The sequence below is a fragment of the Paenibacillus violae genome, from assembly GCF_032461945.1.
GTDB classification, from domain to species: Bacteria; Bacillota; Bacilli; order Paenibacillales; family NBRC-103111; genus Paenibacillus_E; species Paenibacillus_E violae.
Window position 1 is genome coordinate 19,532 of the sequence record NZ_JAWCUD010000020.1, and the last position, 23,402, is coordinate 42,933.

The 23,402-nt window shown below is 44.5% G+C and carries 28 protein-coding genes and 1 other annotated feature; all 28 genes read right to left on the reverse strand.

Annotated elements, in window-relative coordinates; translation table 11 throughout:
- Window positions 1-36: 36 nt before the first annotated feature.
- The gene (gene rplN, locus RQP52_RS34375) at window positions 37-405 is read right to left on the reverse strand and encodes a 50S ribosomal protein L14 (protein WP_028557485.1); all 369 of its coding nucleotides are present in this window, start codon (window positions 403-405) and stop codon (window positions 37-39) included.
- A 35-nt stretch (window positions 406-440) separates the two neighbouring features.
- The gene (rpsQ, locus tag RQP52_RS34380) at window positions 441-704 is read right to left on the reverse strand and encodes a 30S ribosomal protein S17 (protein WP_157326750.1); all 264 of its coding nucleotides are present in this window, start codon (window positions 702-704) and stop codon (window positions 441-443) included.
- A 27-nt stretch (window positions 705-731) separates the two neighbouring features.
- A complete protein-coding gene (rpmC, locus tag RQP52_RS34385; protein ID WP_028557487.1) occupies window positions 732-929 on the reverse strand; it encodes a 50S ribosomal protein L29 in 198 nt (65 codons plus the stop codon).
- Complete coding sequence (gene rplP / locus RQP52_RS34390) at window positions 919-1,353, reverse strand: 50S ribosomal protein L16 (protein ID WP_157326751.1); 435 nt, start codon at window positions 1,351-1,353, stop codon at window positions 919-921. Before rplP ends, rpmC begins: the two co-directional genes overlap by 11 nt.
- A gap of 3 nt (window positions 1,354-1,356) precedes the next feature.
- Window positions 1,357-2,019: a 30S ribosomal protein S3 gene (rpsC, locus tag RQP52_RS34395; RefSeq protein ID WP_167067701.1), complete on the reverse strand. Its 663-nt coding sequence runs from the start codon at window positions 2,017-2,019 to the stop codon at window positions 1,357-1,359.
- Between the two features lie 13 nt (window positions 2,020-2,032).
- Window positions 2,033-2,365, reverse strand: a complete 333-nt coding sequence (rplV, locus tag RQP52_RS34400; RefSeq protein WP_028557490.1) for a 50S ribosomal protein L22 — start codon at window positions 2,363-2,365, stop codon at window positions 2,033-2,035.
- A gap of 31 nt (window positions 2,366-2,396) precedes the next feature.
- A complete protein-coding gene (rpsS, locus tag RQP52_RS34405) occupies window positions 2,397-2,675 on the reverse strand; it encodes a 30S ribosomal protein S19 (protein WP_029196461.1) in 279 nt (92 codons plus the stop codon).
- A gap of 48 nt (window positions 2,676-2,723) precedes the next feature.
- Window positions 2,724-3,554 (reverse strand): 50S ribosomal protein L2, encoded by an 831-nt coding sequence (gene rplB, locus RQP52_RS34410; RefSeq protein ID WP_315955991.1) that lies wholly within the window; start codon window positions 3,552-3,554, stop codon window positions 2,724-2,726.
- A 30-nt stretch (window positions 3,555-3,584) separates the two neighbouring features.
- The gene (gene rplW / locus RQP52_RS34415) at window positions 3,585-3,875 is read right to left on the reverse strand and encodes a 50S ribosomal protein L23 (protein ID WP_127457540.1); all 291 of its coding nucleotides are present in this window, start codon (window positions 3,873-3,875) and stop codon (window positions 3,585-3,587) included.
- On the reverse strand, window positions 3,872-4,498 hold the full coding sequence (gene rplD / locus RQP52_RS34420; protein ID WP_127457541.1) for a 50S ribosomal protein L4: 627 nt from the start codon (window positions 4,496-4,498) through the stop codon (window positions 3,872-3,874). Before rplD ends, rplW begins: the two co-directional genes overlap by 4 nt.
- A 16-nt stretch (window positions 4,499-4,514) precedes the next feature.
- Window positions 4,515-5,138, reverse strand: a complete 624-nt coding sequence (gene rplC / locus RQP52_RS34425) for a 50S ribosomal protein L3 (RefSeq protein WP_029196463.1) — start codon at window positions 5,136-5,138, stop codon at window positions 4,515-4,517.
- Between the two features lie 45 nt (window positions 5,139-5,183).
- Window positions 5,184-5,492, reverse strand: a complete 309-nt coding sequence (gene rpsJ, locus RQP52_RS34430) for a 30S ribosomal protein S10 (RefSeq protein WP_028557496.1) — start codon at window positions 5,490-5,492, stop codon at window positions 5,184-5,186.
- A gap of 239 nt (window positions 5,493-5,731) precedes the next feature.
- Complete coding sequence (gene tuf / locus RQP52_RS34435; RefSeq protein ID WP_145669490.1) at window positions 5,732-6,922, reverse strand: elongation factor Tu; 1,191 nt, start codon at window positions 6,920-6,922, stop codon at window positions 5,732-5,734.
- A 39-nt stretch (window positions 6,923-6,961) separates the two neighbouring features.
- On the reverse strand, window positions 6,962-9,037 hold the full coding sequence (fusA, locus tag RQP52_RS34440; protein ID WP_315955992.1) for an elongation factor G: 2,076 nt from the start codon (window positions 9,035-9,037) through the stop codon (window positions 6,962-6,964).
- Window positions 9,038-9,076: 39 nt separating this feature from the next.
- Window positions 9,077-9,547 (reverse strand): 30S ribosomal protein S7, encoded by a 471-nt coding sequence (rpsG, locus tag RQP52_RS34445; protein WP_127457544.1) that lies wholly within the window; start codon window positions 9,545-9,547, stop codon window positions 9,077-9,079.
- Window positions 9,548-9,591: 44 nt separating this feature from the next.
- Window positions 9,592-10,011, reverse strand: coding sequence for a 30S ribosomal protein S12 (gene rpsL, locus RQP52_RS34450; protein WP_028557500.1), 420 nt, complete (start codon window positions 10,009-10,011; stop codon window positions 9,592-9,594).
- A gap of 162 nt (window positions 10,012-10,173) precedes the next feature.
- Window positions 10,174-10,425, reverse strand: coding sequence for a ribosomal L7Ae/L30e/S12e/Gadd45 family protein (locus tag RQP52_RS34455; protein ID WP_145669483.1), 252 nt, complete (start codon window positions 10,423-10,425; stop codon window positions 10,174-10,176).
- A 174-nt stretch (window positions 10,426-10,599) separates the two neighbouring features.
- Window positions 10,600-14,220, reverse strand: coding sequence for a DNA-directed RNA polymerase subunit beta' (rpoC, locus tag RQP52_RS34460; RefSeq protein WP_315955993.1), 3,621 nt, complete (start codon window positions 14,218-14,220; stop codon window positions 10,600-10,602).
- A 69-nt stretch (window positions 14,221-14,289) separates the two neighbouring features.
- The gene (gene rpoB / locus RQP52_RS34465) at window positions 14,290-17,829 is read right to left on the reverse strand and encodes a DNA-directed RNA polymerase subunit beta (protein ID WP_315955994.1); all 3,540 of its coding nucleotides are present in this window, start codon (window positions 17,827-17,829) and stop codon (window positions 14,290-14,292) included.
- A 379-nt stretch (window positions 17,830-18,208) separates the two neighbouring features.
- The gene (locus RQP52_RS34470) at window positions 18,209-18,805 is read right to left on the reverse strand and encodes a class I SAM-dependent methyltransferase (protein WP_315955995.1); all 597 of its coding nucleotides are present in this window, start codon (window positions 18,803-18,805) and stop codon (window positions 18,209-18,211) included.
- Between the two features lie 134 nt (window positions 18,806-18,939).
- Window positions 18,940-19,305 carry a 50S ribosomal protein L7/L12 gene (rplL, locus tag RQP52_RS34475; RefSeq protein ID WP_127457549.1) on the reverse strand — a complete coding sequence of 122 codons (366 nt, stop codon included), beginning with the start codon at window positions 19,303-19,305 and terminating at the stop codon, window positions 18,940-18,942.
- A gap of 63 nt (window positions 19,306-19,368) precedes the next feature.
- Entirely contained in the window at window positions 19,369-19,878 is a 510-nt protein-coding gene (gene rplJ / locus RQP52_RS34480) for a 50S ribosomal protein L10 (RefSeq protein WP_127457550.1), read from the reverse strand.
- Window positions 19,879-19,943: 65 nt separating this feature from the next.
- Window positions 19,944-20,097, reverse strand: a sequence feature (ribosomal protein L10 leader region).
- A gap of 54 nt (window positions 20,098-20,151) precedes the next feature.
- Window positions 20,152-20,844 carry a 50S ribosomal protein L1 gene (rplA, locus tag RQP52_RS34485; protein ID WP_127457551.1) on the reverse strand — a complete coding sequence of 231 codons (693 nt, stop codon included), beginning with the start codon at window positions 20,842-20,844 and terminating at the stop codon, window positions 20,152-20,154.
- 115 nt (window positions 20,845-20,959) lie between these two features.
- A complete protein-coding gene (gene rplK / locus RQP52_RS34490; protein WP_029196472.1) occupies window positions 20,960-21,385 on the reverse strand; it encodes a 50S ribosomal protein L11 in 426 nt (141 codons plus the stop codon).
- Between the two features lie 89 nt (window positions 21,386-21,474).
- A complete protein-coding gene (gene nusG / locus RQP52_RS34495; RefSeq protein ID WP_126144113.1) occupies window positions 21,475-22,008 on the reverse strand; it encodes a transcription termination/antitermination protein NusG in 534 nt (177 codons plus the stop codon).
- Between the two features lie 24 nt (window positions 22,009-22,032).
- Window positions 22,033-22,245, reverse strand: a complete 213-nt coding sequence (gene secE / locus RQP52_RS34500) for a preprotein translocase subunit SecE (protein ID WP_127457552.1) — start codon at window positions 22,243-22,245, stop codon at window positions 22,033-22,035.
- Between the two features lie 19 nt (window positions 22,246-22,264).
- Window positions 22,265-22,414: a 50S ribosomal protein L33 gene (gene rpmG / locus RQP52_RS34505; protein ID WP_079418041.1), complete on the reverse strand. Its 150-nt coding sequence runs from the start codon at window positions 22,412-22,414 to the stop codon at window positions 22,265-22,267.
- Window positions 22,415-22,646: 232 nt separating this feature from the next.
- Window positions 22,647-23,291, reverse strand: coding sequence for an RNA polymerase sporulation sigma factor SigH (gene sigH / locus RQP52_RS34510; RefSeq protein ID WP_315955996.1), 645 nt, complete (start codon window positions 23,289-23,291; stop codon window positions 22,647-22,649).
- Window positions 23,292-23,402 lie beyond the last annotated feature (111 nt).

A 23,402-nucleotide genomic window follows, 5' to 3' on the forward strand; every position in this document is an offset into this window, starting at 1 on the left:
CTGAGGTTTCCCGTAAGGAAAACAGACTAACTGTTCTTAGATAACTTCTGGAGCCAAGGATACGATCTTCATGAAGTCTCTGTCACGAAGTTCGCGTGCAACTGGTCCAAAGATACGTGTACCACGTGGACTTTTATCTTCTTTCACGATAACAGCCGCATTCTCATCAAATGAGATATATGATCCGTCTTTACGGCGAGCACCGCTCTTCGTACGAACGATAACTGCTTTAACAACGTCACCTTTTTTGACAACGCCACCAGGTGTTGCTTCTTTTACTGAACATACGATCAAATCACCAATGTGACCAACGCGACGACCAGTACCACCCAAAACACGGATACACATCAATTGCTTAGCACCGGAGTTGTCAGCGACAGCCAAACGAGTAAATGGTTGAATCATCGTATTCCCTCCTTTCGGGGTTCATATCTAGATTATTAGATAACAACTGCAACTTCAAGAACTTCAACAAGTCTCCAAGATTTATCTTTGGACAATGGTCTAGTTTCGGAAATTTTCACAGTGTCACCGATTTTAGCTTGATTGTTTTCATCATGAGCTTTGAATTTCTTCGTATATTTGATTCTCTTGTGGTAGAGATCATGTTTTTTGTAAGTTTCAACAGCAACAACAATGGTTTTATCCATTTTATCGCTGACAACTTTACCGATCAGAACTTTACGATCGTTACGTTCAGCCATCTAAGGAAGCCTCCCTTCTAGATTTGGTTACCCAATACCCAATTCTCTTTCACGCAAAATAGTCTTGGCACGAGCGATCTCTTTACGCAAATCACGAATTTGAGTCGGATTGTCCAATTGACCAGTAGCTAGTTGAAAACGGAGGTTAAAGAGTTCTTCTTTAAAACCATTAACTTTTTGCTCGATTTCAGCAGTGGTTAAGTTCCGGAATTCACTACCCTTCATTTGCTTCACCGCCTACTTCTTCTCTTTTCACGAACTTCGTTTTGATTGGAAGCTTGTGAGCAGCAAGACGCATCGCTTCGCGAGCGACCTCTTCACTAACACCAGCAAGTTCAAACAAAATTTTGCCCGGTTTTACTACGGAAACCCATTTCTCCACGTTACCTTTACCGCTACCCATACGAACTTCAAGCGGTTTTTGTGTAACTGGTTTAGCTGGGAAAATTTTAATCCAAACTTTACCGCCACGTTTGATATAACGTGTCATGGCAATACGAGCTGCTTCGATTTGACGGTTGGTTACCCAAGCCGGTTCAACTGCTTGCAGACCATATTCGCCAAAAGCTACTTCCGTTCCGCCTTTAGCGCGACCTTTCATGCTACCGCGGTGTTCTTTACGGTGTTTTACACGTTTAGGTACTAACATGATTTAATTTCCTCCTTCCGGCTGAGCCTTTTTCTTAGCTGTCGGAAGCACTTCTCCACGATAGATCCATACTTTTACACCAATACGTCCGTAAGTAGTGTGCGCTTCTGCAGTACCGTAGTCGATATCAGCACGAAGCGTATGAAGTGGAACAGTTCCTTCGCTATATCCTTCCGTACGAGCGATCTCAGCGCCGCCAAGACGTCCGCTAGTTGCTACTTTGATACCTTTTGCTCCGGATCTCATTGTTCTTTGCATAGCTTGTTTCATTGCACGACGGAAAGAAACACGACGCTCCAATTGAAGTGCAACTGCTTCAGCTACTAGGATAGCATCAAGGTCAGGGCTTTTGATTTCAGAAATGTTGATGTGAACTTTTTTATTGGACAAGCCAGCGATGTAGTTGCGAATAACTTCAACTTCAGCTCCGCCTTTACCAATAACCATTCCTGGTTTTGCAGTATGAATCGTTACGTTCACACGGTTAGCCGCGCGCTCGATGTCGATGTGGGAAACTGCAGAATCTTTAAGTTTATTTTTTAAGTATTCGCGGATTTTGACGTCTTCAAGCAACAGAGTTCCGAAATCTTTCTCTGCAAACCATTTGGACTCCCAATCACGAATAATACCAATTCTTAGGCCTACCGGGTTGACTTTCTGACCCACACGTTATCCCTCCTTATTTCTCAGATACCACGATTGTAATGTGGCTGGTACGTTTTTTGATCGCGCTAGCGCGGCCCATTGCACGTTGTTGGAACCTTTTCATTGTTGGTCCTTGGTTAACAAACGTCTCAGAAACCACTAGCTTATTAGGATCTAATGAGTAGTTATGCTCTGCATTGGCAATTGCGGAGTTTAGAAGTTTCTCCAGGATTGGAGAAGCTGCTTTAGGTGTATGACGCAGAATCGCGATCGCTTCACCTACCGCTTTTCCCCGAATCAAGTCAACAACTAGCTTTGCTTTACGAGGAGCAATCCGAGCGTGGTTCAATATTGCTTTAGCTTGCATGGTAGTACCTCCTCTCGGTTAAAAATTGAAATTAACGTTTACCGGTTTTCTTATCGTCATCGTGACCTTTGTAAGTACGTGTTGGAGCAAATTCACCAAGCTTATGTCCAACCATATCTTCTGTTACGTATACAGGCACGTGTTTTCTTCCATCGTACACTCCGAAAGTGTGACCAACGAATTGCGGGTAAATCGTAGAACGACGGGACCACGTTTTGATAACCAACTTTTTGCTGGATGTGTTCAAGTCTTCTACTTTTTTCAGTAAGTATCCATCGATAAATGGACCTTTCTTTAAGCTGCGACCCATGGGTGTTCCTCCCTTCCTTGAACCTCAAGAAAATTCATATATCCTAGATTACTTCGTACGACGACGTACAATGTATTTATCGGATGCTTTACCTTTTTTACGAGTTTTGAAACCAAGCGTCGGTTTACCCCATGGAGACATAGGTGATTTACGTCCGATTGGTGCGCGTCCTTCACCACCACCGTGTGGGTGATCATTCGGGTTCATTACAACCCCACGAACTTGAGGACGATTGCCTTTCCAACGATTACGTCCTGCTTTACCGATTTTCACGAGTTCGTGATCTTCGTTACCAACAGAACCTACAGTTGCGCGGCAAACTTTAAGAACTTTACGAACTTCACCAGAGGATAGGCGAATTGTTACATAAGTTTCTTCTTTACCAAGAAGTTGAGCTTCCGTACCAGCAGCGCGCACTAGTTGTGCACCTTTACCAGGCTTCAACTCGATGTTGTGGATAACTGTACCTACTGGAATGTTTTCCAAAGGAAGAGCGTTACCGATTTTGATGTCGGATTGTGGTCCGGATACGATACGATCGTCCACTTTAAGACCTTTAGGAGCGATGATGTATCTTTTCTCACCATCAGCATAATGGATCAATGCGATGTTAGCGGAACGGTTAGGATCGTACTCAATTGTAGCAACGCGTCCTGGTATTCCATCTTTAGTACGTTTGAAATCGATAATACGGTATTTACGTTTGTGTCCGCCGCCATGGTGACGAACTGTAATTTTACCTTGGTTATTACGACCAGCATGCTTGAACAAAGGAGCAAGCAATGATTTCTCCGGTGTTGATGTTGTGATTTCTTCAAAAGTAGAAACCGACATCGCACGACGAGCTGGTGAGGTTGGTTTATATTTTTTAATTGGCACTCTGATTTCCTCCTTACTTTAAGAAATGGTTTATACCGATTCAAAGAATTCCAATTCTTTGCTTTCTGCGCTTAGGGACACGATAGCTTTCTTCCAGATGGAAGTGTAACCAGAGTGACGACCATAACGTTTTGGCTTAGCTGGCATTCTAAGTGTGTTTACATTTGTAACTTTCACTTTGAAGATTGCTTCGATGGCTTGTTTGATTTCTGTTTTGTTAGCGCGAAGATCCACTTCGAAAACATACTTTTTGTTAGCCATTAGGTCGCTTGTACGCTCAGTGATGATCGGGCGCTTGATAATGTCGCGTGGATTTTTCATTGTGCAAGCACCTCCTCAACTTTCTGTACAGCTTCTTGCGTAATGATCAATTTGTCATACAACATGACATCACGAACATTTACGCCATTAGCAGCAACGAATTTCACACCTGGGATGTTACGAGCAGACAAAGCTACGTTGGAGTCGTTATCTACGCCTACAACCAATACTTTGCGATCAACTTTCAGGTTGTTCAAGATTGCTACAAATTCTTTCGTTTTAGGAGCATTCAATTGAAGTTGATCCAATACGATCAAGTTGTTATCAAGAACTTTCGAGGACAAAGCGGATTTGATCGCTAAGCGACGAACTTTTCTTGGCAATTTGAAACCATAGCTACGAGGAGTTGGTCCGAATACGGTACCGCCGCCTTTCCACTGTGGAGCGCGGATACTACCTTGACGAGCACGGCCTGTTCCTTTTTGTTTCCAAGGTTTACGACCACCGCCGCGAACTTCCGAACGACCTTTTGTTTTGTGAGTTCCTTGACGCACAGCTGCTTGTTGCAAAAGAACAGCTTCGTGAATCGCATGAACGTGAGGCTCAATTCCGAAAACAACGTCAGACAGTTCAACTTCTCCTACCTGAGCACCTGTTACATTATATAAAGCTACTTTTGGCATCTGTCTTCCTCCTTTCTTACTTTTTAACAGCAGACTTCACGCTAACGTAGCTGTTTTTAGGACCCGGAATGGAACCTTTAACTAGCAATACATTACGCTCAGCATCTACTTTAATGATTTGAAGATTTTGTAAAGTTACAGTCTCGTTACCCATGTGTCCTGGCAACTTTTTACCTTTTGGAACGCGGTTCGCTTGAATGGAACCCATCGAACCTGGTCCGCGGTGGTAACGGGAGCCGTGAGCCATAGGGCCTGTTGACTGGTTATGTCTTTTGATATTACCTTGGAAACCTTTACCTTTGGAAGTACCCGTTACATCAACGAATTCGCCCTCTGTGAACAGATCTGCTTTCAATTCTTGGCCAACTTCATAGTCACCCAATTGAATGCCGCGAATTTCTTTAACGTAGCGCTTAGGCGTTGCCCCTGCTTTTTTCGCATGGCCAAGCTCTGGTTTAATGATACGGCTAGCTTTCACATCATCAAAACCGATTTGGATTGACTCATATCCGTCGTTATCCACATCTTTCTTTTGAAGAACCACACATGGTCCCGCTTGAATGACAGTTACCGGAACTACATTACCCTCCGGAGTAAACAACTGAGTCATCCCTAGTTTTTTTCCTAAGATACCTTTCATCGTTGACACCTCTTTTCCTTCCTAAACGTTCATTCTATAGTTGTTTTACAGTTTGATCTCGATGTCTACGCCAGACGGTAAGTCCAAACGCATTAGAGCATCAACTGTTTGTGGTGTTGGATTCACAATATCGATTAGACGCTTATGCGTACGCATTTCGAATTGCTCACGCGAATCCTTGTACTTGTGTACCGCACGAAGAATCGTGATGATTTGCTTCTCTGTCGGAAGCGGAATCGGACCGGATACACCTGCACCGGAACGCTTGGCAGTTTCCACGATTTTCTCAGCTGATTGATCAATGATCCTGTGATCATAAGCTTTCAAACGGATACGAATTTTTTGCTTTGCCATATAAGTCCCTCCTTCTATCGCCCAATTTAGTATCGGACATACTCCGCGAAAATTCTCCAACAACCTTTCCCATGGCAAAGGGTCCGGGTGTGTCGGCAACCTTTCGCATCATCGCAACGTCACAGACCAACGTTTTATATTATATAAAATTCAAAAAGGAAATGCAAGCAAAACTTTAGGCATTCGCATAAAAAAACACTCATCGCCTAAACGATGAGTGTTTCTTCTATAAAAAGGAATTACTTTTGAATTGTAGCAACCGCGCCCGCACCAACAGTACGTCCGCCTTCACGAATCGCGAAACGAGTTCCTTCTTCGATAGCGATTGGGTTGATCAGTTCAACTGTAACTGTGATGTTATCACCTGGCATAACCATTTCAGTACCTTCTGGAAGGTTGATGATACCTGTTACGTCAGTTGTACGGAAGTAGAACTGTGGACGGTAACCAGTGAAGAAAGGCTTGTGACGGCCACCCTCTTCTTTAGTTAGTACGTAGATTTGAGCTGTGAAGTTCGTGTGTGGTTTAACAGAACCTGGTTTCGCAAGTACTTGTCCACGCTCGATATCTTTACGGTCAACACCACGAAGAAGGGCACCGATGTTGTCACCAGCTTGAGCGGAGTCAAGCAATTTGCGGAACATCTCTACGCCTGTTACTACGCATTTGCGAGTTTCTTCAGCGATACCAACGATTTCAACTTCTTCTTGAACTTTAACAGTTCCACGCTCAACACGGCCAGTAGCAACTGTTCCACGACCAGTGATGGAGAATACATCCTCAACAGGCATAAGGAACGGTTTGTCAGTTTGACGCTCTGGAGTTGGGATATAAGTGTCAACTTGTTCAAACAACTCAACAATTTTATCAGCCCATGCGCCATCTGGGTTTTGAAGAGCTTCACGAGCAGCACCGCGGATGATTGGAGTATCATCGCCTGGGAACTCGTATTCGTTAAGAAGGTCGCGAACTTCCATCTCAACCAATTCAAGCAACTCTTCGTCTTCAACCATGTCACATTTGTTAAGGAATACTACGATGTAAGGTACGCCTACTTGACGGGAAAGAAGGATGTGCTCACGAGTTTGCGGCATAGGGCCGTCAGCTGCGGATACAACCAAGATCGCTCCGTCCATTTGAGCAGCACCAGTGATCATGTTTTTAACATAGTCAGCATGTCCTGGGCAGTCAACGTGTGCGTAGTGACGGTTAGGAGTTTCGTACTCAACGTGAGCTGTGGAGATTGTGATACCGCGCTCGCGCTCTTCTGGTGCTTTATCGATTTGGTCGAAAGCTACTGCAGCTCCACCGTATCTTTTGGACAATACAGTTGTGATAGCAGCTGTCAAAGTTGTTTTACCATGGTCAACGTGACCGATAGTACCGATGTTAACATGCGGTTTATTACGTTCAAATTTAGCCTTTGCCATTTTAAACGATTCCTCCTTAGAGTAACTATTAGTTTTATATTAAGCGCCTTTGCCTTTTGCAATGATTTCTTCTGCAATGGACTTAGGTACTTCTTCATAATGTGAAAGTTCCATGGAGTAAACACCACGGCCTTGTGTTCTCGAACGAAGTGTTGTGGAATATCCAAACATTTCGGAAAGAGGTACCTTAGCACGGATGATTTGAGCGCCATGACGGTTATCCATACCTTCAATACGTCCACGACGGGAGTTAAGGTCACCCATAACATCGCCCATGTACTCTTCTGGCACAGTAACTTCAACCTTCATGATTGGTTCAAGAAGAACCGGTTTACATTTTTCTTTCGCAGCTTTAAGTGCCATGGAACCCGCGATTTTGAACGCCATTTCATTGGAGTCAACATCATGGTAAGATCCATCAACAACTGTAGCTTTGATGTCCACAAGCGGGAATCCTGCGATTACACCGTTTTTCATGGACTCTTCGATACCAGCTTGAATAGGTGCGATGTATTCTCTTGGAATAGATCCGCCCACTACTTTGCTTTCGAAAATGAAACCTGCACCCGCTTCTTGAGGTTCGAACTCAACCCAACAATGTCCGTATTGACCACGACCACCGGATTGACGAACGAATTTACCTTCAACTTTAGCCGCAGCGCGGAATGTTTCACGATAAGCAACTTGTGGTTTACCTACGTTGGTTTCTACTTTGAACTCGCGAAGCATACGGTCAACGAGGATCTCAAGGTGAAGCTCACCCATACCTGCGATGATCGTTTGTCCTGTTTCTTCGTCTGTGGAAGCACGGAAAGTCGGATCTTCTTCAGCAAGCTTTTGCAATGCGATACCCATTTTATCTTGATCGGCTTTCGTCTTCGGTTCAACAGCAAGCTGGATAACCGGTTCAGGGAAGACCATTTTCTCAAGAATAACTGGGTTTTTCTCATCACATAGTGTATCACCAGTCGTTGTATCTTTCAATCCAACGGCTGCGGCGATGTCACCAGCGTATACAATGCTGATCTCTTGACGGCTGTTCGCATGCATTTGCAGGATACGGCCAACACGCTCACGTTTGCCTTTAGTCGCGTTAACGACATAGGAACCGGAGTTCAAGGTACCAGAGTATACACGGAAGAATGTAAGACGACCAACGAAAGGATCTGTCATGATTTTGAATGCAAGCGCTGAGAACGGTTGATCGTCAGCAGACTTACGAGTCACTTCAGTACCATCGTCAAGTACACCTTTAATGTCAGGTACATCAAGTGGGGATGGCAGGTAGTTAATAACTGCATCCAACATCAATTGAACACCCTTGTTTCTGTAAGAAGACCCTACGATAACTGGGAAGATTTTCACTTCGCAGACACCTTTACGTAGAGCTGCTTTGATCTCGTCGATAGTCAGTTCTTCACCTTCGAGATATTTCATTGTAAGCTCTTCATCAAGCTCAGCAACTTTCTCGATTAGTTCCAAACGAAGTTCTGCAACTTGATCTTTGAACTCAGCAGGAATTTCAACTTTCTCGATATCCTTGCCAAGATCGTCTTTGTACATATACGCCACTTCTTCAACCAAATCAATGATACCTTTGAAATCACTCTCAGCACCGATTGGAAGTTGAATAGCAACAGCATTTGCACCAAGTTTTTGACGCATGGAATCAACTACTTGCAGGAAGTCTGCACCGATGATATCCATTTTGTTTACGTAAGCAATACGAGGAACGTTGTATTTATCAGCTTGTCTCCAAACTGTTTCCGATTGAGGCTCAACGCCCTCTTTCGCACTAAATACACCAACTGCTCCATCCAACACACGAAGGGAACGCTCTACCTCAACGGTAAAGTCAACGTGCCCCGGGGTATCGATAATATTGATGCGGTGACCTTCCCATTGCGCAGTTGTAGCGGCGGAAGTAATCGTGATTCCGCGCTCTTGTTCTTGCTCCATCCAGTCCATCGTAGCAGCACCTTCGTGCACCTCTCCGATTTTGTGAACTTTACCAGTGTAGTACAGAATGCGCTCTGTAGTAGTTGTCTTACCAGCATCAATATGAGCCATGATCCCGATATTACGTGTGTTTTTTAAGGAGAACTCTCTAGCCATAGGTCGTTATGTCTCCTTTCTATAATCTGTTTTAATATTCTACCAACGATAGTGAGCGAACGCTTTGTTAGCTTCAGCCATCTTGTGTGTATCTTCACGTTTCTTAACGGAAGAACCTGTGCTATTGCTAGCATCGATAATTTCATAAGCCAATCTTTCTTCCATCGTCTTCTCACCGCGAAGACGGGAATAGTTGACCAACCAACGCAAACCAAGTGTCGTACGACGCTCTGGTTTAACTTCGATCGGCACTTGATAGTTCGCTCCACCTACGCGGCGAGCTTTAACTTCAAGAACTGGCATGATGTTTTTGATAGCAGCTTCGAACACTTCCATCGGCTCTTTACCTGTACGATCTTTCACGAGGTTAAAAGCGTTATATAGAATGGACTGTGCTACCCCTCTTTTTCCATCGATCATAATACGATTGATAAGACGAGTAACAAGTTTGCTATTATAAATCGGATCTGGCAATACGTCTCTGCGAGTAACTGGACCTTTACGAGGCATAGTTATCCCCCTTTCTTATAAGAATCATCCCTGATTATTATTTCTTATTTTTTTACTTTCGGACGTTTAGTACCGTATTTGGAACGGGATTGCTTACGGTTGTTAACACCGGAAGTATCCAGCGCGCCACGCACGATGTGATAACGTACCCCTGGAAGATCTTTAATTCTACCTCCACGGATCAATACAACACTGTGCTCTTGCAGGTTGTGACCGATACCTGGAATGTATGCTGTCACCTCTACACGGTTCGTTAAACGAACACGAGCATATTTACGAAGTGCGGAGTTAGGCTTCTTAGGAGTCATAGTACCTACACGCGTGCAGACACCACGTTTTTGAGGTGCACTCAAATCCGTTGCTTCTCTTTTCAAAGCGTTAAAACCTTTTTGCAAAGCTGGTGATTTAGACTTATCCACCTTCGCTTGACGACCTTTACGTACTAGTTGGTTAATTGTTGGCATATCGCCACCTCCTCCCTACATTCATAACATGATAAACTTCTTGCAAGCCCACAGATCCAGGCGAGTCATAAATGAGCAAAGAGAAAGTCTTTGCCAAGGGCAGCAGCAAAAAGTCACGAAAACTTATGTACGCTATCCCACTAACAAAAACGTCTTGAGCGTTTATTCATTTACAACAGCTGCTACCGCAGCTCCAACTTCAATTCCACATGCTTTACCTAGCATCTTCATAGAATCTACGTAGGTTATTGGCACACCCTTTTGATTACAGAGAGCTACCAGCTTTATCGTCAATCGCGGATCTGCATCTTTAGAAACAAAAACTTCAACAGCCCTGTCTTGCTCGACCGTCTTAGTGACTTTCTTCGTCCCTACACTTATATTCTTCGCCTGTTTGACTTTATCATAAGACATAAGGCACCCCCTCCAGAGAAAGGAAAGAATATCAACTTAGGCACACTACGATATATTAGCATTTTGGTGTTCCAGTGTCAAGGAAGAACTTCTTATCTTTTGACATAATCATAGATTCCCAAGAAAAACCAAGAGGGACAGCACATGTGGCCATCCCTCTCAGATGAATAGTCGTTATTCAACGGCTACTGTTTCTTTTTCGAGATCCTCATCTTGCACGAGCACTTCGTTAGGATCCGTAATACGGATGTTCCGGTAACGAGGCATACCCGTTCCTGCAGGAATGAGTTTACCGATAATAACGTTCTCTTTCAGACCAAGCAATTGGTCGACCTTACCTTTGATAGCTGCATCCGTCAAGACACGAGTTGTTTCTTGGAAGGACGCCGCAGACAAGAAGGAATCAGTTTCAAGAGACGCTTTGGTGATACCGAGCAAGATAGGTCTTGCAACGGCTGGCTCATTGCCGGCGAACAAGGCTACTTTGTTGGCTGCTTCATATTCATGAATGTCTACGAAGGAACCTGGAAGCAGAGTTGTGTCTCCAGCATCAACGATGCGGATTTTCCGCAACATTTGACGAACCATAACTTCAATATGCTTATCGTTAATTTCTACCCCTTGGTTACGGTAAACACGTTGAACCTCTTGCAGAATGTAGTTCTGCACGCCGCGGATACCTTTGATGCGAAGCATTTCTTTCGGATCGATAGATCCGTCTGTCAGCTCGTCTCCGGCTTCCACTTGTTGGTTCAGGGATACACGTACGCGGGAACCGTAAGGAACTGCATATACCTTGGATTCCGCTTCACCTTGGACTTCAATTTCACGACGATCTTTGGCTTCGCGGATTTCTTTGACGACACCGTCGATCTCGGAAATGATCGCTTGACCTTTCGGATTCCGAGCTTCGAAAAGCTCTTGAATACGCGGCAAACCTTGCGTAATATCGTCTCCGGCAACACCACCGGTATGGAACGTACGCATTGTCAACTGTGTTCCTGGCTCACCGATGGATTGAGCGGCAATAATACCTACAGCCTCACCGATCTCAACGAATTGGCCAGTCGCCAAGTTGCGTCCATAACATTTCTTACAAACGCCGTGGTTCGTACGGCAGCTAAGAACGGAACGAATTTGAAGTCTTTCAATGCCAGCATCGATAATCGCATCCGCAATTTCAGACTCGATCAATTCGTTGCGTTGAACGATAACTTCGCCTGTTTGTGGATTACGAACCGTTTCAAATGCATAGCGACCTTCAATACGGTCGTAGAGATCCTCAATAACCTCTTTACCGTCTTGGATTTTGCTAACCATGAAACCTTTATCCGTACCGCAATCGTCCTCACGAACGATAACGTCCTGCGCTACGTCTACGAGACGACGAGTCAAGTAACCGGAGTCAGCTGTACGAAGCGCTGTATCGGCAAGACCTTTACGCGCACCGTGCGTGGAGATAAAGTACTCCAAGATTGTCAGACCTTCACGGAAGTTCGATTTAATCGGCAACTCCATAATTTTACCGGATGGATTCGCCATCAAACCACGCATACCGCCAAGCTGTGTAATCTGTGATTTGTTACCCCGTGCTTTGGACTCAACCATCATAGAAATGGAGTTGTATTTATCAAGGGATTTCATCAGAATATCTGTGATTTCATCCTTCGCTTTACTCCAGATCGCGATAACACGGTCATAACGCTCTTCATCCGTAATCAAACCGCGGCGGTATTGGTTCGTTACTACGCGTACTTTCTCTTCACAATCTTTAAGAATTCCTTCTTTTTCAGTCGGAACAACTACGTCAGAGACAGCTACGGTAATACCCGCTTTAGTGGAATACGTGAATCCAAGCTCTTTAATTTTATCAAGGATCATCGATGTTTGCGTCGTGTGGTATTTACGGAAACACTCAGCAATGATGGAGCCAAGGTATTCCTTACCAACCGCTTTATTCTCAGGACGCTCAAGCATGATGGCTCTTAGATTAGCACCTTTGTCAAATACAAAGTGAGAATCCGGAATACCATTCAGCAAGTTCGTTTTGGTAGGCTCATTGATGAACGGGAAATCACTTGGATAGATTTCGTTCATAATGATTTTACCGATTGTCGTAATCAACATCGCATTTTGTTGTTTTTCGGTAAAGCTAGTTTTGTTCAACGCTTTAGCCGGAATCGCAACACGTGCATGCAACGCCATTTTGCCCGATTGGTAGGACGAGATTGCTTCATGTACAGTTCTAATGATAGAACCAGCACCTTTAGCAAATTTGTTATCCGTTGTTAAATAGAAGCTTCCAAGAACCATATCCTGTGAAGGCGTAACAACCGGTTTACCGTCTTTCGGGTTCAAAATGTTACCTGATGCCAGCATTAGCAGACGAGCTTCAGCTTGAGCTTCAGATGACAATGGAACGTGGACCGCCATTTGGTCACCGTCGAAGTCAGCGTTATACGCTGTACATACGAGCGGATGCAGCTTGATGGCACGACCTTCAACGAGAATCGGCTCGAACGCCTGAATCCCGAGTCTGTGCAGTGTGGGGGCACGGTTCAGAAGAACCGGGTGCTCCTTAATGACTTCTTCAAGAACATCCCATACATCTGGACTTACGCGCTCGACTTTACGTTTCGCACTCTTAATGTTATGGGCCAACCCTTTATTCACAAGCTCCTTCATTACGAAAGGCTTGAATAATTCAAGCGCCATTTCCTTCGGAAGACCACATTGGTACATCTTCAGGTTAGGACCTACTACGATAACGGAACGACCGGAGTAGTCAACACGTTTACCGAGCAAGTTTTGACGGAAACGCCCTTGTTTACCTTTCAGCATGTGGCTGAGGGATTTCAATGGACGGTTACCTGGACCCGTTACCGGACGGCCGCGACGACCGTTGTCGATAAGAGCATCTACTGCTTCTTGCAGCATGCGCTTCTCATTTTGAACGATGATGTCCGGTGCCCCTAGGTCGAGCAATCTTTTGAGACGGTTGTTACGATTGATAACTCGGCGATAGAGATCATTCAAGTCGGAAGTCGCGAAGCGTCCTCCGTCAAGCTGTACCATCGGACGAAGCTCCGGCGGGATGACAGGAAGTACATCTAGAATCATCCAACCTGGAAGGTTCTTCGAGTTACGGAAAGCTTCCATAACTTCCAAGCGCTTGATCGCACGATTACGTCGTTGACCTTGCGCTGTTTTCAATTCTTCTTTGAGTGTATCTACTTCACGTTCGATGTCGATATCGATCAGAAGCTTTTTAACGGCTTCAGCACCCATACCAGCCTGGAACGCATAGCCATACTTCTCACGGTAGCTACGGTACTCTTTTTCGGAAAGCAACTGCTTTTTCTCCAAAGGTGTATCCCCTGGATCAGTTACCACGTAGGAAGCGAAGTAGATGATTTCCTCCAAAGATCTTGGAGACATATCTAACGCAAGCCCCATGCGGCTTGGGATACCTTTAAAGTACCAGATATGGGATACAGGAGCTGCAAGCTCGATGTGACCCATACGCTCGCGGCGCACTTTTTGGCGGGTTACTTCAACACCACAACGGTCACAAACGACGCCCTTGTAACGGACGCGTTTGTATTTACCGCAATGACATTCCCAATCTTTGGTTGGCCCGAAGATCTTTTCACAGAAAAGACCTTCTTTCTCAGGCTTTAAAGTTCTGTAGTTAATGGTTTCCGGCTTCTTTACTTCCCCACGGGACCAAGAGCGAATTTTATCGGGTGATGCCAAACCGATTTTCATAAACTCGAAGTTGTTAACGTCCATCAAGGAGCAACCCTCCTTTAAGAATTTAAACCCACTATGCAGTGAATCGATCTCGATCTATTGTGGCGTTCTTTATTCGTTGACTCCTAATTCAGAGCCCTCTAAATTTAGGTTTAATTTATCGCTAGTGACTTCATCGTCATCATCGGCTTCTCGCATTTCGATCTCTTCTTCGTCGCCGGAAAGGATTTTGACATCCATACCTAAGCTTTGAAGTTCTTTGATCAAAACTTTGAATGATTCCGGAACACCCGGTTCTGGAACATTCTCACCTTTGACAATGGACTCATATGTTTTCACACGTCCCACGACGTCATCGGACTTCACAGTAAGAATTTCTTGCAGCGTATAGGCAGCACCGTATGCTTCAAGCGCCCACACCTCCATCTCCCCGAAACGTTGTCCACCAAACTGTGCTTTACCACCCAGCGGCTGCTGAGTAACAAGGGAGTAAGGTCCTGTGGAACGGGCATGGATTTTATCATCAACCATGTGTGCCAATTTGATCATGTACATGACGCCAACCGTAACTTCACGTTCGAACGACTCCCCTGTACGACCATCGTACAGAATCGTTTTACCGCTGCGTTGCATGCCGGCTTCTTCCATTGCATCAAATACGTCGTACTCACGCGCTCCGTCGAATACAGGCGTAGCTGCGTGGATACCAAGGTACTTGGAAGCCATACCTAAGTGGACTTCAAGCACTTGACCGATGTTCATCCGAGAAGGAACCCCTAGTGGATTCAGTACAACTTCAACCGGCGTACCATCCGGAAGGAAAGGCATATCTTCTTCAGGGAGAATACGTGCTACTACCCCTTTGTTACCATGACGTCCCGCCATTTTGTCGCCTTCGGAAATTTTCCGTTTTTGCGCAATGTAGACACGTACGAGTTGGTTCACGCCTGGAGGCAGCTCATCGCCGTTCTCACGAGTAAATACTTTCACATCAACAACGATACCATCTGTACCATGCGGTACGCGAAGGGACGTATCACGAACTTCACGAGCTTTCTCTCCGAAGATCGCATGCAGCAATCTTTCTTCCGCAGTAAGTTCAGTTACACCCTTAGGTGTTACTTTACCAACAAGGATATCGCCTGCGCCGATCTCAGCACCGACACGGATAATTCCGCGCTCGTCAAGATTCTTCAACGCATCTTCCCCAACGTTCGGGATATCGCGTGTAATCTCTTCAGGTCCCAGCTTCGTGTCACGTGCTTCTGACTCATATTCCTCAATGTGAATGGATGTGTAGACATCTTCTTTCACAAGCTTCTGGCTTAACAAGATCGCATCCTCGTAGTTGTAACCTTCCCAAGTCATGAAGGCAACGACAACGTTACGACCCAAAGCCAATTCGCCTTGCTCGGTCGATGGTCCATCAGCAAGAATATCTCCAGCTTTAATCAATTGACCCTTCTTCACGATCGGGCGTTGATTAATGCACGTACCTTGGTTGGAACGCATGAATTTGTGAAGCTTATATTTGACGATATTACCGCTAACCAATTTGCCGTCTACCATTTCCTGGCGGCGCAGCCAAATTTCATTTGCAGCAGCTTTCTCAATAATTCCATCAAATTTGGAGACAATACATACTCCCGAGTCCTTAGCGACTTTGTGCTCCATACCTGTACCAACAAGAGGTGCTTTTGGAATCAAAAGCGGTACCGCTTGACGCTGCATGTTGGATCCCATCAACGCACGGTTGGAGTCATCGTTTTCAAGGAACGGAATTAACGCAGTCGCAACGGAAACAACTTGCTTCGGAGAAACGTCCATATAGTCGACACGTTCAACCGGCAGCGTTAAGTTATCATCCTTGTAACGTACGATAATCGCTGAATCAACAAACTTGTTATCTTCCGTTAACTGCGCGTTCGCTTGCGCGATAACGTAGTTATCTTCTTCGTCAGCAGTCAGGTAAGCGATTTGGTCAGTAACAGTTCCCGTCTTCGGATCTACCCAACGGTATGGAGCTTCAATGAAGCCATACTCATTAATACGGGCAAACGTAGACAAAGAGTTGATCAAACCAATGTTCGGTCCCTCTGGAGTCTCAATTGGACACATACGGCCATAGTGAGAGTGATGCACGTCACGAACTTCCATCCCTGCGCGCTCTCTCGTCAAACCGCCCGGTCCGAGTGCAGATAGACGTCTTTTGTGCGTCAACTCAGCAAGCGGGTTCGTTTGGTCCATAAATTGAGAAAGCTGAGAGCTACCAAAGAACTCTTTAATCGACGCAATAACAGGTCGAATGTTGATCAATGCTTGTGGGGTAATGACATTCGCGTCTTGAATGGACATACGTTCACGAACAACACGTTCCATACGGGATAAACCGATACGGAATTGGTTTTGCAGCAACTCACCAACGGAACGAAGTCTACGGTTACCTAAGTGGTCAATATCATCCGTATTCCCGATGCCATGCAGCAAGTTGATGAAATAGTTAATGGATGAAATGATATCGGCAGGCGTGATGTTTTTAACTTGTTTGTCGATAACCCCGTTAGAGATTACTTTAACAACCTTGCCTTCTTCTGTAGGTGAGTACACATTAATGCACTGAACAGGGATTGTATCCGCGCCAGTTACACCTTTTGGAATGGAGAACTCTTTGTAGCCTGCTCCTTTTTCGATAAAAGGAAGGATTTCGTCTAATACACGACGATCCAGCAATTGTCCTGCTTCGGCGATGATTTCTCCCGTTTCGGAATCTACCAAAGTTTCAGCTAAACGTTGGTTGAACAATCTATTTTTGATGTGTAATTTTTTATTGATTTTGTAACGACCTACGTTAGCCAAATCATAACGCTTCGGATCAAAGAAACGAGCAACGATCAAGCTTCTTGCATTATCAAGCGTAGGCGGCTCACCCGGACGAAGACGCTCATAGATTTCGATTAACGCTTTTTCCGTAGAATCCGTGTTATCTTTATCGAGCGTATTACGGATATATTCGTTGTCACCGAGCAAATCCAAAATCTCTGCATCTGTGCCAAATCCTAAAGAACGAAGCAATACCGTAACTGGAATTTTGCGCGTGCGATCGATACGAACATAGATAATATCCTTCGCATCCGTCTCAAGCTCCAACCAAGCCCCACGGTTCGGAATAACCGTTGCCGTGTAAGTTTTTTTGCCGTTTTTATCCACTTTCGTGCTATAATAAACACTGGGGGAACGAACGAGCTGGGAGACGATTACACGCTCCGCACCGTTAATAATGAACGTTCCCGTATCGGTCATAATAGGGAAATCCCCCATGAACACTTCCTGTTCCTTGACCTCGCCGGTTTCCTTATTAATCAAACGGACTTTGACTCTTAACGGCGCCGCATAGGTTACGTCGCGTTCTTTGGATTCATCAACCGAATACTTAGGATCGCCTAAGCTATAGTCAATAAACTCCAGTACTAGGTTACCTGTGAAATCTTGAATCGGAGAGATATCCTGAAACATCTCACGTAATCCCTCTTCCAAAAACCACTCATACGATTTTTGCTGGATTTCAATCAGGTTTGGAATGCCCAGCACCTCATTAATTCGTGCATAAGTCCTGCGTTTACGTCGTCCAAATTGAACAAGATGTCCCGCCAACTTTCATTCACCCCTCAACTCTACTCAATAAATAAAAAGAAGAAGAAAAACTTCGACCGACGTACACTCAGGACGCCTCCGTTATTGGAGCCCGTCCGAATTAAGCGACTGTATGGATGAAGATTTTTCCCTGTAATCAATAAGACTTTCCAAATATTTCTTCCCATCCTGTTAGAGTTTCCTAAAATTCAAACATTATACGTTACGAGTTCAAATTTTATTCATCCTGGAGGAAAAAAAGACTTGACATTTTTGTTAACTAAAGACATGTGTCCCATCTTAATACTGACATTTTTTAATAATACCACATATGAAAAATCAAGTCAAACTAATTTCCACGATTGTCAGATAAGACTTCAGCTTACATAATACTGAAGCCTTACTTTGTGGCCTTGAGTATTTTATACCCTTTGTCCTTGGACACTTCGACAACTTCGCTGTAGACAGACTCAAGTTTCTTCATCGCTGAAGGCGCACCTTGTTTTTTCTGAATGACAACCCATATCGATCCGCCATCAACCAAACAATCATAGGCATCTGTAAAAATGCGGTGCACAACTTCCTTGCCGGCACGAATCGGAGGATTGGTGAGCACGACGTCAAAACGCTGCTCTTTTACCTGCTCCAGAAGATCGCTCTGTAGGATCGACACATTAGTAATTCCATTGCGCCGCGCATTTTCAGTACTTAGCTCAATAGCCCGTTCATTAATGTCGACCATTGTCACATGCCCCTTCGGACACATCACCGCTGCTGATAAGCCAATCGGTCCATAACCACAACCAACATCAAGCACCTTAGCATCCTCTTTCAACTGCATCGTTTCAATTAAGTGTTTGCTTCCAAAATCCACACCTTTTTTCGAAAAGACGCCAGCATCCGTCAGGAATGTGTACTTTCTGCCACGCAGTTCCTCTTGCGCTACATTGACATCATGCTTAACTGTAGGACGCTGCGTATAATAATGCTCTGACACGTTAAGATTCCCTCCTCATTTTTACCAATAGGAAAATCAAATAACTGCGAGCGTTCCTAAGGCTTTCCTAAGGGTAAAAGCTTAGGTAAAAAAACCTCTTGAAGGCAAGCTTCAAGAGGTTTCCTGAAAAGAAATTACTTAACTTCTACAGATGCGCCAGCTTCTGTAAGCTTAGCTTTAACAGCTTCTGCTTCTTCGGAGCTAACTTTTTCTTTTACTGGTTTTGGAGCGCCGTCAACTAGGTCTTTCGCTTCTTTCAGGCCAAGACCTGTGATTTCGCGAACTACTTTAATTACGTTGATTTTGGAAGCACCAGCGCTAGTCAAGATAACATCAAACTCAGTTTGAGCTTCTTCTACTGCTACTGCTGCGCCACCGCCAGCTGCTACTGGAGCTGCTGCTGTTACGCCAAACTCTTCTTCAATTGCTTTAACCAGGTCGTTCAATTCCAAGATTGTCATGCCTTTGATTGCTTCTAGGATCGTTGCATTTGTGCTCATGGTTAAACCTCCATTATCATTAATAAATTAGTTTGTTGTTGTAAAACACTTCGTAAACTGAAATTAAGCTTGACCTTCAGCTTCTTTTTTCTCAGCAACTGCTTTAACAGCAAGTGCAAAGTTACGAACAGGAGCTTGAAGAACGCTAAGCAACATGGAGAGAAGACCATCTCTGGATGGAAGTTCAGCAAGTGCTTTAATTTGATCGTATCCAACTACGCGGCCTTCGACCACGCCACCTTTTACGCTCAATTGATCATTCTTTTTCGCAAATTCAGTCAAGATTTTCGCTGGAGCAACTAGATCGTCTTTGCTGAAAGCAATGGCAGTAGGACCTGTTAGGTACTCATCCAATTCACTTAGTTCAGCATTTGCCGATGCGCGTCTAGCCAACGAGTTCTTGAGAACTACGAATTCAATACCAGCTTCGCGCAGGGTTTTACGCAGCTGAGTTACTTGAGCTACGTTCAAACCGCGGTAGTCAGCGATGATTGTAGAAGCACTAGCTTTGAACTTTTCAGTTACTTCAGCTACCGCTTGTTGTTTCTCTGCAAGAATTTTCGCGTTTGCCATAGTACACCTCACTTCTTATGCATTTATGATTCAATATCACAAACTGTAGGAGCATCAGCATTCCTTATAACAATAAGAAATGCCTTCGTAGACGCTACGAAGGCATGATGTGTTCACTTTTTCCCTGATGTACAAAGAAATCGCTATATATATCATAACACCTCGGTAGGAAATTAAGCACGAGGCACCTACTGTCTACGGTTTGCATATTCATTTTTATGACCTTTGATAGAGTATCACGCCCAGCAACCGAAGTCAACTGGAAGCTATTACTTATCTGAAGGAGCTTACGTTCACTCGAACACTTGGTCCCATTGTGGAGGATACAGCAATGTTTTTCAGGTAAACACCTTTAGCAGCTGCTGGTTTCGCTCTTACAAGCGCATCAACCAATGCTTTGAAGTTTTCGTTCAACTTGTCTGCATCGAAAGATACTTTACCAAGTGGAGCATGAATTTGTCCTGCTTTGTCAAGACGGTACTCGATTTTACCAGCTTTGATCTCCTGAACAGCTTTCGTAACGTCGAAAGTAACTGTTCCTGCTTTAGGGTTCGGCATTAAACCTTTACCCCCGAGGATACGACCCAGTTTACCAACTTCGCTCATCATGTCTGGAGTAGCTACGCAAACGTCGAACTCGAACCAACCTTGTTGAATTTTGTTGATCATGTCAGCATCACCAACAAAATCTGCACCAGCTGCTTCAGCTTCTTTCGCTTTCTCGCCTTTAGCAAATACAAGTACACGTTTCGTTTTACCAGTACCGTGTGGAAGTACTACGACACCACGAACAGCCTGGTCTTGTTTTCTTGGGTCTACACCCAGACGAACTGCAACATCTACAGTTTCATCAAATTTAGCAGGAGCTGTTTTCTTAACAAGCTCGATTGCTTCTGACGGATCGTACAAAGTTTCAGCATTAACAAGCTGAGATACTTCGCGGTATTTCTTACCGTGTTTAGGCATAATGTATATCCTCCTTAGTGGTATTAGCGGATAATCCTCCCACCGAGCGACCTCAAAGTTTTCCAAGAAAACTTCTACGTAAACCGCGGTTTACACAGCCGCATTCCTTGCGGAATTAATCTTCGATAGTGATTCCCATGCTGCGAGCTGTACCTTCAACCATACGCATTGCAGCCTCAACGGATGCAGCATTCAGGTCAGGCATTTTTTGTTCTGCGATTTCGCGAACTTTTGCACGTTTCACAGTTGCAACTTTCTTTTTGTTTGGTTCACCGGATCCTTTTTCGATACCAGCAACGACGCGAAGAAGAACTGCAGCCGGAGGCGTTTTAGTGATGAATGTAAAGGAACGATCCTCGAATACTGTAATCTCAACCGGAATGATAAGGCCTACTTGATCAGCAGTACGAGCGTTAAACTCTTTACAGAAAGCCATAATGTTCACACCTGCTTGACCCAATGCTGGACCGATCGGTGGTGCTGGATTTGCTTTCGCAGCTTGAACTTGAAGCTTCACGATTTTAATAACCTTTTTTGCCATGTTAGACACCTCCTGTTTATAATATAGATCCCACTAACGAAGGTCTATCCCGAGGAATAGACCTGGTAGAAACCCTTGGTTGTCTTGTGTTATAGCTTTTCCACTTGGTCGAAATCGAGCTCAAGCGGGGTTTCCCTACCAAACATGTTGACATGCACCTTAAGTTTACCCTTGTCAGCCACAATTTCCTCAACAGATCCGACAAAGTTTGCGAAAGGTCCCACCTTGACGCGTACGGTCTCTTTGAGTTCGAAGTCGATCTTCGCCTTCGGCTCTTCCATTCCCATATGCTTCAAAATAGATTCAACTTCCTCAGGTAATAATGCAGTCGGTTTAGAGCCGGATCCCGTAGAGCCTACGAATCCAGTGACTCCTGGCGTATTACGAACTACGTACCAAGAGTCGTCCGTCTGAATCATTTCTACGAGAACATAACCTGGATAAACTTTACGCATGACGACTTTTTTCTTGCCGTCTTTATTTACCAGTTCCTCTTCCATAGGCACAAGCACACGGAAGATCTTGTCCGTCATTTCCATGGATTCAACACGTTTCTCCAGGTTGGCTTTCACTTTGTTCTCATACCCTGAATAGGTATGTACGACGTACCATCTTTTTTCCATGAATAAATTCACCTATAGTCCTGTTTATTTAAAAACAAGGCGCAGCAACTCAGAAATTCCAAGATCCAGCACAAAAAAATAAATAGCAACAAAAGCTACAGTACCCAACACAACAAGCGTATAGGTGATCATCTCTTTGCGACTTGGCCACTTGACCTTTTTGAGTTCTGTCCAACTGTCGGTGAAGAAGGAAAAAGTGGATCCGAAGCTTTGTCTCATTCTAGCCAAGAACCCCACAAACTACACCTCCAAAGAACTACCTAGTCTCGCGATGAGCAGTATGTTCATTGCAAAATTTGCAATATTTCTTCAACTCAATACGGTCGGGATTGTTGCGCTTATTTTTAGTGGATGCATAGTTTCTTTGTTTGCAATTTGTGCACGCTAATGTGATGATGACCCGCATGATGTACACCTCCTACAGACACGTTCTAATTAAAGCCCTTCGAAGCGCGTCAAAAAGAAAGCGACTTTTAGGGCTACCTGAAATACTTTATCACAACCGGTTACAGAGTGTCAAGGAAGAAGTCTCACAATCGCAAGAGTAATATCAGTATAGACGCTCCGGTATGATAATAAACCTCGTACAAATAAAAGGCCCGCGCAGCCAAGACCAAGCAAGGCAGCGCGGGCACATTCTATAAATCTCTAACTTCCAAATAGCGTTCAAGCTTGCGTTTCACACGTTGAAGAGCATTGTCAATCGACTTGACATGACGATCAAGGTCCACCGCAATTTCTTGGTAGGATCTCCCATCGAGATAGAGCATAAGAACCCTACGCTCTAATTCACTCAATATCTCTCCCATTTTATCTTCAAGTCCCGTAAATTCTTCTTGATTAATCACAAGCTCCTCAGGATCTGTGACCCTGGAACCGCTGATGACGTCAAGCAGCGTACGATCAGAATCTTCATCATAGATAGGCTTGTCCAGTGACACGTAGGAATTAAGAGGAATGTGCTTCTGACGTGTTGCTGTCTTAATCGCCGTGATGATCTGTCGGGTAATGCACAGTTCAGCAAAGGCTTTAAAAGAAGCAAGCTTGTCTCCTCGGAAGTCGCGGATAGATTTATATAAACCTATCATTCCTTCCTGCACAATATCTTCTCGGTCTGCACCTATCAAAAAATAAGAACGTGCTTTGGCACGCACGAAATTCTTATATTTGTTGATAAGATATTCCAACGCTTCGCTACTGCCTTCACGGACTGCCTCGACAATGTCTTCATCTGGCTTGAGGTCATAATCATACATTCTCAGTTCTTTGAGGTCGACACTCACCAACAATCCCTCCGGCCTGCAGGACTACCCAGATTCACATTAAAAGTTTAGGTTAAGTATACATGATGAAATCTCACACCGTCAACGGGGACCCCCACCATTTCTAGCATT

Bases quoted from the DNA above. Each gene is read 5' to 3' on its own strand.
- rpsJ (WP_028557496.1), bottom strand. From the start codon at position 5,492: ATGGCAAAGCAAAAAATTCGTATCCGTTTGAAAGCTTATGATCACAGG.
- rplK (WP_029196472.1), bottom strand. From the start codon at position 21,385: ATGGCAAAAAAGGTTATTAAAATCGTGAAGCTTCAAGTTCAAGCTGCG.
- rplD (WP_127457541.1), bottom strand. From the start codon at position 4,498: ATGCCAAAAGTAGCTTTATATAATGTAACAGGTGCTCAGGTAGGAGAA.
- rpsS (WP_029196461.1), bottom strand. From the start codon at position 2,675: ATGGGTCGCAGCTTAAAGAAAGGTCCATTTATCGATGGATACTTACTG.
- rplL (WP_127457549.1), bottom strand. From the start codon at position 19,305: ATGAGCACAAATGCAACGATCCTAGAAGCAATCAAAGGCATGACAATC.
- rplN (WP_028557485.1), bottom strand. From the start codon at position 405: ATGATTCAACCATTTACTCGTTTGGCTGTCGCTGACAACTCCGGTGCT.
- tuf (WP_145669490.1), bottom strand. From the start codon at position 6,922: ATGGCAAAGGCTAAATTTGAACGTAATAAACCGCATGTTAACATCGGT.
- RQP52_RS34455 (WP_145669483.1), bottom strand. From the start codon at position 10,425: ATGTCTTATGATAAAGTCAAACAGGCGAAGAATATAAGTGTAGGGACG.
- rplP (WP_157326751.1), bottom strand. From the start codon at position 1,353: ATGTTAGTACCTAAACGTGTAAAACACCGTAAAGAACACCGCGGTAGC.
- rpsG (WP_127457544.1), bottom strand. From the start codon at position 9,547: ATGCCTCGTAAAGGTCCAGTTACTCGCAGAGACGTATTGCCAGATCCG.
- rpmG (WP_079418041.1), bottom strand. From the start codon at position 22,414: ATGCGGGTCATCATCACATTAGCGTGCACAAATTGCAAACAAAGAAAC.
- rpmC (WP_028557487.1), bottom strand. From the start codon at position 929: ATGAAGGGTAGTGAATTCCGGAACTTAACCACTGCTGAAATCGAGCAA.
- rplW (WP_127457540.1), bottom strand. From the start codon at position 3,875: ATGAAAAATCCACGCGACATTATCAAGCGCCCGATCATCACTGAGCGT.
- rplC (WP_029196463.1), bottom strand. From the start codon at position 5,138: ATGAAAGGTATCTTAGGAAAAAAACTAGGGATGACTCAGTTGTTTACT.
- fusA (WP_315955992.1), bottom strand. From the start codon at position 9,037: ATGGCTAGAGAGTTCTCCTTAAAAAACACACGTAATATCGGGATCATG.
- rplJ (WP_127457550.1), bottom strand. From the start codon at position 19,878: ATGGCAAACGCGAAAATTCTTGCAGAGAAACAACAAGCGGTAGCTGAA.
- nusG (WP_126144113.1), bottom strand. From the start codon at position 22,008: ATGGAAAAAAGATGGTACGTCGTACATACCTATTCAGGGTATGAGAAC.
- rpsL (WP_028557500.1), bottom strand. From the start codon at position 10,011: ATGCCAACAATTAACCAACTAGTACGTAAAGGTCGTCAAGCGAAGGTG.
- rplA (WP_127457551.1), bottom strand. From the start codon at position 20,844: ATGCCTAAACACGGTAAGAAATACCGCGAAGTATCTCAGCTTGTTAAT.
- rpsQ (WP_157326750.1), bottom strand. From the start codon at position 704: ATGGCTGAACGTAACGATCGTAAAGTTCTGATCGGTAAAGTTGTCAGC.
- rplV (WP_028557490.1), bottom strand. From the start codon at position 2,365: ATGCAAGCTAAAGCAATATTGAACCACGCTCGGATTGCTCCTCGTAAA.